Below are 14,629 nucleotides of genomic sequence, written 5' to 3'. Positions count from 1 at the left end.
AGGTGGCTGATATGAAGGGAAGAAGACTTCATTATAGCTGGATGATATTAACCATTGCTTTCTTTTCAATCATTGTAGCAGGGATTGTAAGGTCGTCATCCGGGGTATTTATTGACCCTTTTGAAAAGGAATTTGGTTGGGATCGGTCCATGATTTCATTAGCGTTTGCAATTGGTTTATTTTTATATGGAATCTCTGGTCCTTTTATGGCAGCTTTAATCGAGGTAATTGGATTAAAAAAGATTATGAGTCTTTCCATGGCCACATTAATAATCGGGCTTACCCTTACCTTTATTATGCAGGATTCCTGGCAGTTGCTATTAATTTGGGGAATCATCATCGGGTTAGGTTCAGGTGTGTTCCTCACCGTTTTAAGTACGTATATTGCCAATCGTTGGTTTGAGAAGAGAAGGGGACTTGCTTTAGGGATATTGACTGCAAGTACGGCAACTGGCCAATTAGTGTTGCTCCCCATCTTAGCAATCATCATCGAGAATTATTCATGGCGTTATGCAGTTGGCTTAATTTTGATGTGTAGTATTGTCATGCTATTTGTCATCCTTTTCTTTATGAAAAATTCACCAAAGGATGCAGGGGTGCTTCCGTATGGTCAAGAAAAAGAGGTGGAAGCTGACTTAGAAAATGAAAAAAGAAATCCGATCGTCCTTGCATTTGCCGGATTAATAGAAGCTGTAAAAGTAAAAGAGTTTTGGCTTCTATCAGGCAGTTTTTTCATTTGTGGACTTTCTACAAGTGGGCTGATTGGAACCCATTTTGTCTCCTATTGCCTTAGCTTCGGCATTCCACTTGTTACCGCTGCTTCACTTCTTTCCTTTATGGGAATATTTGATTTAGTTGGAACAACGATTTCTGGTTGGTTGTCTGACCGCTTCGATAATCGCTGGCTGCTGTTTTGGTACTATTCTTTAAGAGGTGGCTCTCTCCTTCTCCTTCCATTCGCATTAGAGCAAGGTTCGATGGGGATGCTTATTGTTTTTTCTGTATTCTATGGTCTTGATTGGATCGCGACGGTTCCGCCAACAGTCGGGATTTCAAGACAAGTGTTTGGACTGAAGAAAAGTGGGATTGTTTATGGCTGGATCTTTGCCGCTCATCAAGCTGGGGCTGCAGTTGCCGCACTAGGTGGAGGAATGGTTTACCAATGGGTTAATTCGTACACTTGGGCATTTTTTTTAGCAGGTATTTTCTGCGGACTGGCAAGTTTATTTGTCATTATTATTAAAAAACAGCCCTCGTTAGTAGGAAGCCAACAGCAGTCAATTTCATAAGAAAAGAGCTTGAACGAACAAGCTCTTTTTCTCATGCCTCTCTTATTCTGTTTCGAGAATATAGGATAGCCCTTTAATTGCTTGGTCAATTGTTTCGACTGTTACACTTGCTTTTCTTGAAAGCTCTTTTAAAGGATGGTGTAATTCTCTCGGACGAATGACGATTAATGGCTTGTTCAAGTTAACTGCTGCACTTGCATCCATAGCTGTATTCCATTGCTTGTACTTTTCGCCAAATAACGCGATTACCAAGTCTGATTTTTGCATCAGTACTTCCGTTCTTAAGTTGTTAAAGCTTGAAGCTGCATCATCTCGGAAAATTGGATTTGGTTGCTCCCCTAATATTTCTTCCCCAATTAAGTCAGAGCGATCATGGTTTTCCATGGGACCTACAAATTGAATAGGTAATTCAAGGGTTTCAGCCTTCTTCTTCAATTCGTTTCGCCAATCAGAGTGAATTTCTCCAGCAAGGTAAACGGTTAACTCCATGTGATTCCTCCTCATATCTTCGGCTTCTGTTCATATTTTACCATTTTTTGTTTGGTTATTGACAATAATATGCTAAATTGTATTGGAAGGGTTGTCAGCTTATTAGGATGAAGGGTATGATAATATAAGAAAACTAGTTCCTTAGCAGGGAGGAAAATAGTATGATGAAATATACCATAAAAGCCTTGCTTATGGTAATTGCAATCACCGCTCTAAGTGCTTGCGGAGTATCCTTTGAAGAAGAGGAAGTAGCAGTGAAAGATGCCTTTAAGACGGGCTTTCAAGAAGAGCCGAAGAAGACAAATAAAGAAAATGAAGATATACAGTTCTATTTGCCATTTGGCTTTGAAATTGAAGAGCAATCAAAAAACAATGTGATATTAAAAAACGGCTCAAAAAAATACATCTTATTTTACAATCAACAGGAAGATACCTCGAGCAGAATCGTCTATGAAACGACAAGTCAATCAAAGGATGCCTTTGAGGTAAATGAAACCATAACAGACGATAATAGGTTTGGTTTTCTGCTTGTTAATCACAAAAGTGAGAAAGAGAATAATCTGATTATCGGAATTGGTGGCGTAAAGTTGTCTACCGAAACGAAGGTTCGTAACTTGGAAACAGAAGCCAAAACTTTGATTCAAATTGCCAATTCTGTTCAAACGAAAGACGAATAAAATAATCTATCGATAGTAGTGACGAAAGGTCCTACTATCTTTTTTTTTGGAATGAAAAGTATGGAGCTATATGTTAAAATAATTGAAAATTCTTATTAGTTCCTTATGAATTAGGGTGAAGAAATGACGTCTTGGAAGTATCCTGCACTATTAATAGCAGGAATAGGAATTTCCAATTTAGGAAATTGGATTTATTTGATCGCACTTAATCTTTCCATATTACATTTAACTGGCTCAGCTGCAGCAGTCGCTGGAATCTATGTAATTAGGCCAATTGCAACTCTAATTACGAATACATGGTCTGGAAGTGTAATTGACCGAGTGAACAAAAGAAAGCTCATGATTCTCATTGATGTGTTAAGAGGGTTATTCGTGTTGTTGCTTCCCATTATTATGGAGCTATGGATAATATATTTTATTTTATTCGTCGTTAATGTGGTCGGCGCGTTTTTTGGTCCAAGTTCATCTGCTTATATTACGAAATTAGTTCCTAAAGAGAAACGGAAACGGTTTAATTCAATTATGAGTATGACAAGCTCAGGTGCTTTTGTATTAGGTCCGGCAATTGCGGGTTTTCTAATTATGTTTGTTGGAACAGAGCTTTGTATTTTGATTAATGGGATGACCTTTTTGGTTTGTGCCCTTGTTATTTATTTCTTACCTAATGTTGAAAAAGACAATGACCATGTCCGAGAACCAATGAGATTCCAAACACTTCTGCATGACTGGAAGGTAGTCACAATGTTTGCCATAAAGGCTAAATTTTTTATCAGGGTATATTTATTATTTCAGATTGCCATGTTAATTGGCTTCGCCTTAGATTCACAAGAGGTCACATTTATTAAAAAAGTTCTTATATTGTCGAATCAAGATTATGGCCTGATTGTTAGTTTAACCGGGGTTGGTGCCATAACAGGCGCATTTGTATCTTCATTGGTTGCGAGGAGGGTTCCTTTAAAGCTATATATCGGTGGGGGAGTGCTTCTTACATCCATTGGTTATACCTTTTTTTATACATCGTCGACTTTCTTAAGTGCTACCTTATCTTTTGTGTTTTTAGGATTTTTTATGGCTTTTGCGAATGCTGGATATGCCACTTATTTTCAAAACCATGTGCCAGTTCAATTGATGGGAAGGTTTGGGAGTGTGGCTGATATGTTTCAAGGGATCGTTCAAATTGGACTTACATTAATACTTGGCTTTCTCTCTGAAATACTTTCTCTTCAATTGGTTTGTATCATTTTTTCTGTAATCAGTGCTCTATTTGGATTTGCTCTCTTCATGATCTTAATGCCAACGAAAGCAACATATTTCATGGAAGAATCTGAAGAGCTCAACCGCTAGAATGAAAAGGTTTGTCATCTTATTTTACATACCTCAGACTATAAAAAAATTCCCAAACCAGTTGATGGGAGGTGCCTTCAGAAAGTTCTCCGCTCTCTCGGAAAGCAGTGCTTTCTCTACCACTTCCCTCAAAAATGACTGAAGGCTGGGACAAACGTATTTCAGTCAATGATCTATCCGAACGATCAGGAGTTATCTCCTTTTACTGCTTCGGGTATTTTTATTTGTTCGGATAACAAATTTTTTAAAAAAGTGGAATGAAGCGGAAGACACTCGACTACTAAGGGAAATAGAGGAAAGACTGAGACACCAAAGCGCAGGGGGGAAGCCCAGCTTCCTCCCCGCGGAAAGTGAGTATCTGCAGTGCAGGTGGAACGAACTTGTTTTTACGACCTAACTATTTTAAAAAAGTCATTGTTCGTCTTTGAGAAAGAGTCATTTAATTACGTTCCAGCCTCATATCGATAATATCCCTTTTTTCTAATATGTTAATAGTTAGCAAAAGCTAAAAACAATATAAGCGCTATGGGGAGGAGTAGGATGAAATATCCAAGCGGATTGGCAAAATTCATAGTATAGCCAATTCCAAAGCGCTTTTCTACAAAAATAGAAGGATCATTTCGGTTAAAGTAAATTAATCCGCCTTTCCAATATTGATCTTCATCTATCCCTTCTTGTTTATTTGTTTCTTCTACTATTACCTTTCCTTCTAAGTCTGAATCAACAACTCCGACTTTAACCGCTAAATAAAGTGCACCAGCTAAGGTTATGAAGAAAAAGGATAAAGGAGCTACAACTAATATTGAATTACCGATGAGGTCTTCATATAGTAAATTCAGTTGTAAGAAACTAAATAAAATCGTCATCAGCAAATTAGTTACAAATAAAAACCAGCTTGTATATTTACGAAGTCTTAATTGTCTAAGACTTGATGCTTGAGTGTTACCTGCATTTACCTTTATGCCTGATTTCATGGTGGCTAAGTTTATACCGAAGAACATAAATTGTAGAATCAGCAGAATGATCGGTAATTGTAAGACTGACAACCAGCTTTTAGTTGTAAAGGCATCTGCCTCACCATTCGGTCCCCAATGAGTTGGAATTTCACTAGGCAATTGATCATATAGCGGAACAGTCAATAACATTAATGCAATCGTAAGCAAGGAAGGAATGAAATGCAGGAATGAAGGAAGCATTTCATCCTTTGATCTTATCGTTAAATCTGTTATACGGACCTGCTTTACCATGCTGTACCACTGTTTTGCTTTTTTTAGTTTAATCATTTTAAAGTGAAAATAAAAATAGAGAGCTAGACTTGAGAAGAGAATGATAAAAGGAAAAGCTACACCGTACACAACAAGCTCTGTTCCATCTTGATAACTTTGTTGCAAAATGATAAATCCAATTGTGACGATTGCTCCAATTAACAGAGTAATAAGTGCATATATTCGTTTAAACGCTATCACCTCTGGATTTTTGGCTTGCTCATATGGGATACTAACCCCGAAGACAACCGTGCGTTTTATGATGAAAGGAATAGCCACTTGAATAGCCGAAACAAACAATAGAACCATTAATAGTAGATAAAATTCCATTCTTAGCCCTCCTTAATATTTGTTATGATGTCAGAAATAAGCTGTTGAAGCTCTTTTTCTTGCATTCCTCTAACTAATACTTCAGCAACTAATGGTCTAAATTCTTTTGCGATAGATTGAAGACGATCTTTTGATAGGCCACCCTCCTTCAAAACAATAACCGCTCCTTTCTTGGGAACAATCTCAATAATACCCTTTGATACGAGCTCATGATAACTCTTGTTAACAGTGTGCATATTGATACTTAAGTCACTTGCTAAGGAACGAACAGAAGGCAACGTATCACCTGTTGACAAGGAACCTCTCGCAATTGCTTCAATAATCTCATTTGTTAATTGGATAAATATAGGAATGTCTGATTCTGGATCGATAGTAATCAACATGAATCACCTCTTTTTGTTATATATATAGTATAACAAATCTGTTATACAAAGTATATAACAATTATAAAGAAGAAGATTATTTTTTATTTTTATGTTCAAACTAATAGAAGAAAAATGCTTTAACTTTCTATTTAGTTTCCTTATAATAAAATCTGTCTTGTCAGATGTCGTGACTATAAATAGGGGTGAAAGCAAATGAGTTTTTTACATAAGAAAGGTGTTCGTCCTTCTGTCAAAGTTTACTTAATTGATGCATTAAGCAGTATGGCTTTAGGTTTGTTTGCATCGCTCATTATTGGAATAATCATTAAAACAATTGGTGACCAAGCAGCTATTAAGTTTCTATCGGAAATGGGAACGACTGCAATTGGGCTATATGGTCCTGCAATTGGGGTTGCGGTTGCTTATGGCTTAAAAGCACCACCCCTTGTAATGTTTTCAGCACTAATTAGTGGAGCTGCTGGGGCATCTTTGGGTGGGCCAGCTGGAAGTTACATTGCTGCAGTAATTTCAGTTGAGGTCGGAAAACTCGTCAGTAAAGAAACGAAAATTGATATCATCGTTACTCCACTCGTAACCATCTTTATTGGCTTTAGCGTAGCCACTCTGGTTGGTCCTGGTATCGATTATGTAATGAAAGGGTTAGGAAGTGTAATCATGTGGGGGACGGAGCAAAGGCCGATTCTGATGGGAGTCGTTGTCGCTGTTCTTATGGGGCTTGCTTTAACAGCTCCTATTTCAAGTGTAGCCATTGCGCTTATTTTAGACCTACATGGTGTAGCTGCAGGTGCGGCAACGATAGGATGTGCTGCGCAAATGGTCGGCTTTGCAGTAAGTAGTTATCGAGAAAATAAAACCGGTGGCATACTAGCAATCGGACTAGGAACATCTATGCTTCAAGTTCCAAATATTGTGCGAAATCCACTTATCTTAATTCCACCAACAGTAGCAGGAGCTTTGCTTGCTCCAGTTGGAACGACTGTGTGGATCATGGAGAATAATGCCTCTGGTGCAGGTATGGGAACAAGTGGTTTAGTAGGACAGATTATGACATTTACGACGATGGGATTTAGCGTAAGCACGCTTATAAAGGTTGCCATGTTGCATTTTATTGGACCAGCCATCATAAGCCTGCTATTATCTGAATATATGAGAAAAAAAGGCTGGATAAAGCTTGGTGATATGAAAATTCATACTGGAGGAGAAGTACATGAAAAAGCTTGAATCAATTGAACAATTTCAAGAAATGAGAGATAACGGAAAACATATCTTTATGTTTTCTGCTGACTGGTGCCCAGATTGCCGAGTAATCGACCCGGTATTACCTGAAATTGAAGCAAAATTTAACGAGTATGTCTTTATTTACGTAGACCGTGATAATTATATCGATCTCTGTATGGACATGGATATTTTTGGTATTCCGAGTTTCGTCGCATTTGAGGATGGAAAAGAACTAGGTCGTTTTGTTAGCAAAGACCGTAAAACACAAGAGCAAATTGAAGAATTTATTACAGGATTGTAATCGTAAACCAAGATAAGCTCCCTTAGTGGGGCTTATTTTTTTGAAAGGAAATGTTGTATGACTCTTTTTGGGAATTAGAAGGAGAAATTTGAATCCCTGCATTTTATCTAGAATTCATGTACAATAAGGTACGACAAACCCTTAGAAGGAGGGACAAGCTATGAAGATGGATAGCATTCGCATGAAAAAGGAATTGGAAAATAAATTAAACGATGGAACAAGAACATTTTCATTTGATCGTAAAAAAGATCAGCTGAGAATTGAGAATAAAGAAACTGGAAAAGGAATCACTATTTCTTTACCGGGAATCATAGCGAAATGGGAGCTACAAAAGGAAAAGGCAATTGATGAGGTTGTTTATTACGTGGAAGAAGGCTTAAACGCCATGGTGGGAGATATAGTTCTAACTGGAAAGGAAAAGAAAATCTTTCCTGTCATTCGCTCAACTTCATTTCCAATGGAAGCGGAAGAAGGTGTTCCCTTTCTAGTGGATGAGCATACAGCTGAAACGAGAATTTATTATGCTTTAGACCTCGAGAAAAGCTATAGATTGATTGACCAACGCTTAATGGAGAAAGAAGGCTGGGACCATGATCGCATAAAGGAAATAGCCTTATTTAATCTCCGTTCTTTATCTACAAGCATGAAGTCAGATCAAGTAGCAGGAAACACCTTCTACTTTTTAAATCAAAATGATGGCTATGATGCGAGTAGAATTCTAAATGAACGCCTATTAAAGGATATGAAGTCACAGATGAAAGGGAATTTAGCCGTGGCAGTTCCCCATCAAGATGTTTTAATTTTTGCCGATATCGAAAATGAAACGGGCTACGATATTCTTGCTGAACTTACAATGAGCTTCTTCACAAGTGGAAGAGTGCCAATTACGGCTTTGTCCTTCTTATATGAAGATGGAGAGCTTGAACCTATATTTATTCTTGGAAAAAATAATAAAAATACGAAGTAGGGTTTACTAAAACGTATGAAGCATATCGAGATTAGAAGGCCGCGCAAAGGCGAAAAAGTAGAGTTAATAGAATTTTTTAATACGGTCATAAAAGATACATTCCATAAGGAAGGGATCGGACATTTGGTTAAAGATATGCAGGATGAAATCAACATGAAGGCTCATTTTCTCAATGCTGATTTTGAAAGTGACGGGGTGCTCAGACACTTTCTTATTGCATGTGACGGTAATCAAATCATAGGAACAATTGAATTTGGTCCAGCAAGTTCTCTAATAACCAAATGTACCAATGGATTATTCGCAAACCTCTATGAGGTAGGGACCATTTTTGTTCATCCTCAATTTCAAGGGCAAGGCATAGCCAACCAGCTGCTAGAAAAAATGTTTGCTACGTTAAAGAAAAAGGGAATTGAAGAGTTCTGTTTAGATAGTGGATATACAATGGCTCAAAAAATATGGACAAAAAAATTCGGAGAACCAAATTACTACCTAAAAGACTATTGGGGAAAAGGCGCACATCATATGATCTGGAAGGTGCAAGTTTTGTCTCCATTTTAACTAAGCTCGTTGGGAATGAATTGCTATTCCTACACGAGCTTTTTTGAGGATTACACTCTCATTATCCTTTCAATTTTCATATCATAAGTGTTTCAGTTGAAAAAAAATCAACTAAGCGCTGAACCTTTTTAGCGGCTCGGTTGTATAAAGAAGTAGATCGTTGAAAAGGAGAGGATCACCTATGGCACTAGGATGGTTAGTTAGCACAATTGTAGGAGTGGTTCTTGGTACGATATTTGCAACAGTAATTAGTACCATGAATAAGAAGGTTGTTCGCGACAAAATGGGGAATATTGATTTTCGTCAGTCCGATATTTATTTTTACTGGACGAGGTGGGATTATACCATTATATTAGCTGCAGCCTACACATTTTTGTGTATTATCGGCTTATTTGTATTCTTACTTAGAGGAGATAACATCGATAGCCCGTTCATACAATTTTTTATCCACCAGACCTTTTTATTTTCATTAATAACGATGATTTGGTTTATTACGAGGATCGCTTATGTATTTAAAGGAATTAAAGAGCGGTGGTCCGATGAGTTTAAATCATAATGAACAGTTACCTGAGGATGCAAAAAAAGAAATGTCATTAGAGACTATTTTCATTCTCTATAAGGCGCCAATCTACCAATTTGTATACCGTTACTGTCAAGATGAACAGCTAAGTATTGATATTGTACAAGATACATTTGTTCGGTTTCATAAATATCAATCTCGGTTTGATGAGAACAAAGCTAGCTTGAAGACGTATATATTTGGTATGGCCTATCAGGAAATGATGAACCGGCTAAAAAGGCGGAATCGATTGAAAAAGCTACTTCCCTATTTATACCATCGAAATGATCAACCTGAAATAGCAATTGAGGATAAATTGAGCATTCAAGCAGCTGTACAGCAACTCCCTAATGAACAACGGGCCGTTATCTTATTAACGTATTATCATGATCTCACACAAAAGGACATTTCGAAGGTGCTCGAAATTCCAGTAGGGACCGTGAAATCAAGGCTTCATTCCTCGTTGAAGAAATTAAAGATTTTACTGGAGGTGAAGGAATGAGTAAAAGCGAGATTCCTAAGGAGCTTCAAACCAAACTGGATGAATTTCATGTGGATCTTCCTGAAATTCCAACTAAATTAAGAAAGCTAGATAGACTAGCGAACTGGGTACACGCTCCCGCGATGGATCCTCTTGAGATTTTTTCAATTAAAGGAAACTCTATAACGAAGCTAGTATTTTATCCACTGATTTGCTTACTATTCATATTTTTCACTCCAATCTTTCTTATATAGATTGGTGTAGTAGATTTTCGTCTTTTCTAAGAAAAAATAGAATAGAAGGTATGGGGGCAGATTGGGAGCGTGGGGCTTTTGCATAATTAATTTATTATGAGCTAAGGAGCCTAGGGGAAACATGAAAAATAGTGATTCAAAAATATATAAAATAGTGTCTAACAGCATTCTTATTTGTATTATTATAGCTGCCTTTATCGTTATATTTGATGAAGATTATACGAATGACTTTATTGGATGGTTCTTAATCATCGTTTTTTGGACAGTGAAAAGTATTATTAATTATAGAATCAACATAAAAAAAGGAAATACGAAAATAGCAATGGCTGACTTGTTATTAGTAGGTATAGCTCTAAGTTTTTTAATAACTCGTGTAATTTAATTTGCTCAAGCCTTTAGAAGGTTTGGGCATTTTATATGAGAAGATTCATGGTGTGTTTTTTGTGACATGATAGTGCTTGTTAGTTTACCTGTGACTGCCTTGATTTTCTGTAGAAGGAGGAAATCGAGTCCGAAGTGAGGGTGAGTTCGGACAGGGAAGTAAGAAAAAGAGGAAACGGAGTCCGAAGTGAGGGTGAGTTCGGACAGGGAAGTAAGAAAAAGAGGAAACGGAGTCCGAAGTGAGGGTGAGTTCGGACAGGAAAGTAAGAAAAAGAGGAAACGGAGTCCGAAGTGAGGCCAATTTCGGACAGGAAAGCAAGGAGAAGAGGAAACGGAGTCCGAAGTGAAGCCAATATCGGACAGGAAAGCAAAAAAAAGCTTCCAAATGTCTTCTCCATAGAATTCGATTATTTCATCTATATTTAGCACTTCAATTTCTTCATTGAAATAATTAACTATGTCTTCCACTATTTTCCCTCCCATTTCATAGGCGACTCATTCCCGTATAAGGTTTGGTTTTTAAAGAAAATAAATTACATGCGAATAACCGGGTGAACCATTAGACAAACTCTCCGGATAAGTCATAAGTAGTTACGGATATAATCATCGAAGCTGCTGAAAATCCTAATTTTTTCACGGATATTTCGAAGGAGGTTACGGATATCCCAAATATTAAAGATGACCTATGTAATAGATTGTGGGTATATTCCCCTTGAAATTGGAAAGAGTCCCCTACATTTCGGCTCAATCTCTTATTTTAACTCGAATTTTTAAGAATTACTGATAAAATAGAATGATAGAAGAAAGTAGAAAGAGTGATTTGAGTGAGTTGGTTTAAAAGAATTACCAAAATGTTTAAAGTACATGCTGAAGATGAATATATGAACGATTGGATAGAAGAGAAAGATGCGCCAGCTGAACCAAAAAAATCCAATAACACCAGCGAAAATGGTCAAGGTGCAAAGGTTCTTTATCAATATCCAAAAGGCAACTTTCGATTTCCTTTAATTCCTGATGAGGAGTTATATAAAAGTAGAGAACGATCCACCTCACCGAATCAGGAAAGTGTTGTGTCGATTGAATCCAATCAAAGGATGTCAAGAAGGGCAGAAAGGGCTTCTTCTATTAAGCAACCAGTGAAAGAGCCTGAATCACATCAAGCGAGTACTCAGAATAGGGACAGTTCAAATGAACTTCCGCGAACGAGAAACGAAGAAAAAGCGGCTATTGGGAAAAGACGTCCATTTAGACCGACAGAAATTCCTTCTCCGATCTATGGATATTCCCGGCCTAAGCCAAAGCCGACTGTTGAATTTGAATTAACTGAAACACCGTTTCGTATAAAAAATTCAAATGAGACTGTAGTCAATAATCAGGGTGATCCCCTTTTAATGGAAGGTATGAAAGAAACTCCTATTGTTCCAAAGCAAATGGATAGATCTCTTAGTCGGCTACTTGAGGTAGCAGAAATAGATGATCAAAAAGATAAAACAGTAGAAGAGACATCAATTGATGAGCTGGGATTAAAGTGGGAAGAACAAGCTGACCATCCAAAACCAGACGATACAGATTTGCCAACAGTAGAAAATGAAGCCCCAATATTCGAATACAATGTGGTGCACAGAGAAGATTCATTAACATCAAATGAAGTGAAAGAAGTAGAAAATCAAGAAGACCAGATAGTAACTCGACCAGATGACTATAGTAGCCATAAAGAAATTGAACATCCCACAGAGAATGATAAATTCTATTTTGAAGCTGATGAAACCGAGGATATCTTCTCTAAGGAAGAAGATGTGAACGATCATGAAAAGGAAGAAACAGATCGTTCAGAAGAAGCTTTCATGCTTATGGGCTATTCAGCAGAAGTGGCAGTAACAACAGAAATAGCCCTTCAGGAAGACTCAGTAGAACTAGAAAATACAAACGAGTCTAGTTCAAAGTTAATAGTACTAGAGGGAGAAGAAGAATCTACGTCAATGACAATAGAAAAGGAATATGAAGAAGAGACTGTGAAGGTGGCAGTAGAGAAGGAAAATGATGAAGAAGAATCTGCGTCAATGACAGTAGAACAAGAGCGTGAGGAAGAGTTTGTATCAATTATTTTAGATCAAGAAGATGAAGAAGTGGCTGATACTGATTCAAAAGAAGAAACGCCTCGTGAAAGACGTAGAAATATTCCTTTTAATGTTATTATGCTGAAGCAGGATAAGCAAAAGCTAGCGCAAAAGAAAGCCACTTTAGCTGAACAACATGTGGCTCCTTATACACAAGCAAGATCTGTAGCAGAAGGAATGGAGGAAATGCCGCACTCACAACATCTAACCCAAGAGCGTGAGGAGTCAAAAGAATCTCCCCAGCAGCTGAACCTAGGGCCGGAGAAATTCAATGAATCTTTCGATGACATGCTGATTCAAGAACAATTGGAATCTAATGAACTTATGGTTGAAAATCAATTGGGAGCTCCGCCAAGGGAGTCGATATTTTATGAACATCCATCTTTTGAGCTGCTAAATCCGCCTGTATTTAAAGAAGCAGATGAAGAATGGATTAATGGACAAAAGGAGTTGCTCAATCAAACGTTAGTTAACTTCAATGTGAATGCCGAAGTGGTGAATGTGACACAAGGACCGTCTGTGACTAGGTTTGAGGTACAGCCAGCTCCTGGGGTGAAGGTAAATAAAATAACCAATTTATCGGATGATTTAAAGCTTAGCTTAGCTGCACGAGATATTCGGATAGAAGCCCCTATCCCTGGAAAGCACACAATTGGGATTGAGGTGCCAAATCAATCAAGTCGCCCAGTATTGTTAAGTGAAATTATTGGTAGTGAAGAGTTTAAAGACCATGAGTCTCCACTTGCGGCTGCATTAGGCTTAGATATATCGGGGAAACCGATTTCGATTGATTTGCGTAAGATGCCTCACGGATTAATTGCAGGTGCCACGGGTTCAGGAAAAAGTGTTTGTATTAATAGCATTTTAGTTAGTTTATTGTATAAGGCAACGCCTGAGGAGCTTCGATTATTATTAATTGACCCGAAGATGGTTGAACTTGCTCCATATAACCATATCCCACACCTTGTAAGCCCTGTTATTACTGATGTAAAGGCTGCAACGGCCGCATTAAAATGGGCAGTAGACGAAATGGAGCGTCGTTATGAACTATTTGCTCATACAGGAGTACGGGATATTTCAAGGTTCAATGAACTAGCAATGAAGCATAATCGTTATTCAGACAAGCTCCCATACATTGTAATCATAATTGATGAGTTAGCTGACTTGATGATGATGTCTCCAGCAGATGTAGAGGAAGCCATTTGTCGAATTGCACAAAAAGCACGTGCATGTGGAATTCATTTAATTATTGCGACACAAAGGCCGTCGGTGGATGTCATAACAGGGCTTATTAAGGCAAATGTTCCGACAAGAATTGCCTTTTCTGTTTCTTCGCAAGTGGATTCAAGAACAATTATTGATATTGGCGGCGCAGAAAAACTATTAGGTCGGGGAGATATGCTGTTTTTAGAAAATGGCTCTTCTAAAGCCGTTCGACTTCAAGGAACCTATGTGGCAGATGAAGAGATTGATGATGTAGTAGCACATGTGCGTGACCAAAGACAGCCAGATTATCTTTTTCAGCAGGAAGAGTTATTGAAAAAATCACAGGTGCATGAAGAGGAAGATGAATTATTCTTTGAAGCGTGCGAATTTGTCGTGGAACAGGGCGGGGCATCGACATCAAGCTTACAACGCCGTTTTAAAATTGGGTATAACCGAGCTGCTAGGTTAATTGATATGATGGAGGAGCAAGGATTCATCTCTGAGACACGCGGCAGTAAGCCTCGAGACGTTCTCATTACGGAAGCAGACCTTGAATCGATACAAGACACTAGTACAATCATATAATACATGGTATTCTTTATTTGCATGTTTTAAATACTAAGTTTAATGATCGAACATTTGCTAATCGCATTCGCTCTGTTATTTGGTTTGTATTACGGCTTTGTTTATCAACTGTTATCAATATAAACAGAGCCTATGTTTGAAATGCCTCGTGACTCCAATAATGGAAGATCAACTGTGCTTTTAAACAGAGCCTATTGATTAACGATGTGATTTTATGAGGAG

The 14,629-nt window shown here is 37.8% G+C and carries 15 protein-coding genes; 12 read left to right on the top strand and 3 right to left on the bottom strand.

All coding sequences use genetic code 11. From position 1 onward, the window contains the following. The first annotated feature begins 11 nt into the window (after positions 1-11). Positions 12-1,289 carry an MFS transporter gene (locus LS684_RS16460; RefSeq protein ID WP_233807528.1) on the top strand — a complete coding sequence of 426 codons (1,278 nt, stop codon included), beginning with the start codon at positions 12-14 and terminating at the stop codon, positions 1,287-1,289. Positions 1,290-1,331: 42 nt separating this feature from the next. Here LS684_RS16460 and LS684_RS16455 read toward each other — a convergent pair whose 3' ends face one another. Continuing rightward, entirely contained in the window at positions 1,332-1,778 is a 447-nt protein-coding gene (locus LS684_RS16455) for a YtoQ family protein (RefSeq protein WP_233807527.1), read from the bottom strand. 161 nt (positions 1,779-1,939) lie between these two features. Here LS684_RS16455 and LS684_RS16450 point away from each other — a divergent pair, with 161 nt between their 5' ends. Beyond that, the gene (locus LS684_RS16450) at positions 1,940-2,455 is read left to right on the top strand and encodes a lipoprotein (protein ID WP_233807526.1); all 516 of its coding nucleotides are present in this window, start codon (positions 1,940-1,942) and stop codon (positions 2,453-2,455) included. Between the two features lie 123 nt (positions 2,456-2,578). Beyond that, positions 2,579-3,799, top strand: coding sequence for an MFS transporter (locus tag LS684_RS16445; RefSeq protein ID WP_233807525.1), 1,221 nt, complete (start codon positions 2,579-2,581; stop codon positions 3,797-3,799). A 488-nt stretch (positions 3,800-4,287) separates the two neighbouring features. Here LS684_RS16445 and LS684_RS16440 read toward each other — a convergent pair whose 3' ends face one another. Continuing rightward, a complete protein-coding gene (locus LS684_RS16440; RefSeq protein ID WP_233807524.1) occupies positions 4,288-5,394 on the bottom strand; it encodes a DUF1648 domain-containing protein in 1,107 nt (368 codons plus the stop codon). Between the two features lie 2 nt (positions 5,395-5,396). Beyond that, entirely contained in the window at positions 5,397-5,777 is a 381-nt protein-coding gene (locus LS684_RS16435) for a GntR family transcriptional regulator (RefSeq protein ID WP_233807523.1), read from the bottom strand. A gap of 195 nt (positions 5,778-5,972) precedes the next feature. Here LS684_RS16435 and LS684_RS16430 point away from each other — a divergent pair, with 195 nt between their 5' ends. The 9 genes from LS684_RS16430 (at position 5,973) to LS684_RS16390 (ending at position 14,407) form a co-directional block, all read left to right on the top strand. Beyond that, positions 5,973-7,001, top strand: coding sequence for a PTS sugar transporter subunit IIC (locus LS684_RS16430; RefSeq protein ID WP_233807522.1), 1,029 nt, complete (start codon positions 5,973-5,975; stop codon positions 6,999-7,001). Next, positions 6,988-7,299, top strand: coding sequence for a thioredoxin family protein (locus LS684_RS16425; RefSeq protein ID WP_233807520.1), 312 nt, complete (start codon positions 6,988-6,990; stop codon positions 7,297-7,299). The genes LS684_RS16430 and LS684_RS16425 overlap by 14 nt, the downstream gene beginning before the upstream one ends. A gap of 160 nt (positions 7,300-7,459) precedes the next feature. Then, the gene (locus LS684_RS16420) at positions 7,460-8,266 is read left to right on the top strand and encodes a DUF1444 domain-containing protein (protein WP_233807519.1); all 807 of its coding nucleotides are present in this window, start codon (positions 7,460-7,462) and stop codon (positions 8,264-8,266) included. Positions 8,267-8,281: 15 nt separating this feature from the next. Further along, positions 8,282-8,824: a GNAT family N-acetyltransferase gene (locus LS684_RS16415; protein ID WP_233807518.1), complete on the top strand. Its 543-nt coding sequence runs from the start codon at positions 8,282-8,284 to the stop codon at positions 8,822-8,824. A 181-nt stretch (positions 8,825-9,005) separates the two neighbouring features. Beyond that, positions 9,006-9,380 (top strand): hypothetical protein, encoded by a 375-nt coding sequence (locus LS684_RS16410; RefSeq protein ID WP_233807517.1) that lies wholly within the window; start codon positions 9,006-9,008, stop codon positions 9,378-9,380. Then, positions 9,331-9,885, top strand: a complete 555-nt coding sequence (locus LS684_RS16405) for an RNA polymerase sigma factor (RefSeq protein ID WP_233807516.1) — start codon at positions 9,331-9,333, stop codon at positions 9,883-9,885. Before LS684_RS16410 ends, LS684_RS16405 begins: the two co-directional genes overlap by 50 nt. Continuing rightward, positions 9,882-10,118 carry a hypothetical protein gene (locus tag LS684_RS16400; protein WP_233807515.1) on the top strand — a complete coding sequence of 79 codons (237 nt, stop codon included), beginning with the start codon at positions 9,882-9,884 and terminating at the stop codon, positions 10,116-10,118. Before LS684_RS16405 ends, LS684_RS16400 begins: the two co-directional genes overlap by 4 nt. Positions 10,119-10,239: 121 nt before the next feature. Continuing rightward, a complete protein-coding gene (locus tag LS684_RS16395; protein ID WP_233807514.1) occupies positions 10,240-10,500 on the top strand; it encodes a hypothetical protein in 261 nt (86 codons plus the stop codon). Positions 10,501-11,323: 823 nt separating this feature from the next. After that, positions 11,324-14,407 (top strand): DNA translocase FtsK, encoded by a 3,084-nt coding sequence (locus tag LS684_RS16390; protein ID WP_233807513.1) that lies wholly within the window; start codon positions 11,324-11,326, stop codon positions 14,405-14,407. The last annotated feature ends 222 nt before the right edge of the window (positions 14,408-14,629 follow it).

Source organism: Cytobacillus spongiae (assembly GCF_021390075.1).
The sequence above is the reverse complement of the archived record's forward strand: the minus strand, read 5'-3'. Positions and strand labels throughout refer to the sequence as shown.

Bases quoted from the DNA above. Each gene is read 5' to 3' on its own strand.
- LS684_RS16405 (WP_233807516.1), top strand. From the start codon at position 9,331: ATGTATTTAAAGGAATTAAAGAGCGGTGGTCCGATGAGTTTAAATCAT.
- LS684_RS16430 (WP_233807522.1), top strand. From the start codon at position 5,973: ATGAGTTTTTTACATAAGAAAGGTGTTCGTCCTTCTGTCAAAGTTTAC.
- LS684_RS16455 (WP_233807527.1), bottom strand. From the start codon at position 1,778: ATGGAGTTAACCGTTTACCTTGCTGGAGAAATTCACTCTGATTGGCGA.
- LS684_RS16460 (WP_233807528.1), top strand. From the start codon at position 12: ATGAAGGGAAGAAGACTTCATTATAGCTGGATGATATTAACCATTGCT.
- LS684_RS16435 (WP_233807523.1), bottom strand. From the start codon at position 5,777: ATGTTGATTACTATCGATCCAGAATCAGACATTCCTATATTTATCCAA.
- LS684_RS16445 (WP_233807525.1), top strand. From the start codon at position 2,579: ATGACGTCTTGGAAGTATCCTGCACTATTAATAGCAGGAATAGGAATT.
- LS684_RS16440 (WP_233807524.1), bottom strand. From the start codon at position 5,394: ATGGAATTTTATCTACTATTAATGGTTCTATTGTTTGTTTCGGCTATT.
- LS684_RS16450 (WP_233807526.1), top strand. From the start codon at position 1,940: ATGATGAAATATACCATAAAAGCCTTGCTTATGGTAATTGCAATCACC.
- LS684_RS16410 (WP_233807517.1), top strand. From the start codon at position 9,006: ATGGCACTAGGATGGTTAGTTAGCACAATTGTAGGAGTGGTTCTTGGT.
- LS684_RS16415 (WP_233807518.1), top strand. From the start codon at position 8,282: ATGAAGCATATCGAGATTAGAAGGCCGCGCAAAGGCGAAAAAGTAGAG.
- LS684_RS16425 (WP_233807520.1), top strand. From the start codon at position 6,988: ATGAAAAAGCTTGAATCAATTGAACAATTTCAAGAAATGAGAGATAAC.
- LS684_RS16400 (WP_233807515.1), top strand. From the start codon at position 9,882: ATGAGTAAAAGCGAGATTCCTAAGGAGCTTCAAACCAAACTGGATGAA.
- LS684_RS16420 (WP_233807519.1), top strand. From the start codon at position 7,460: ATGAAGATGGATAGCATTCGCATGAAAAAGGAATTGGAAAATAAATTA.
- LS684_RS16395 (WP_233807514.1), top strand. From the start codon at position 10,240: ATGAAAAATAGTGATTCAAAAATATATAAAATAGTGTCTAACAGCATT.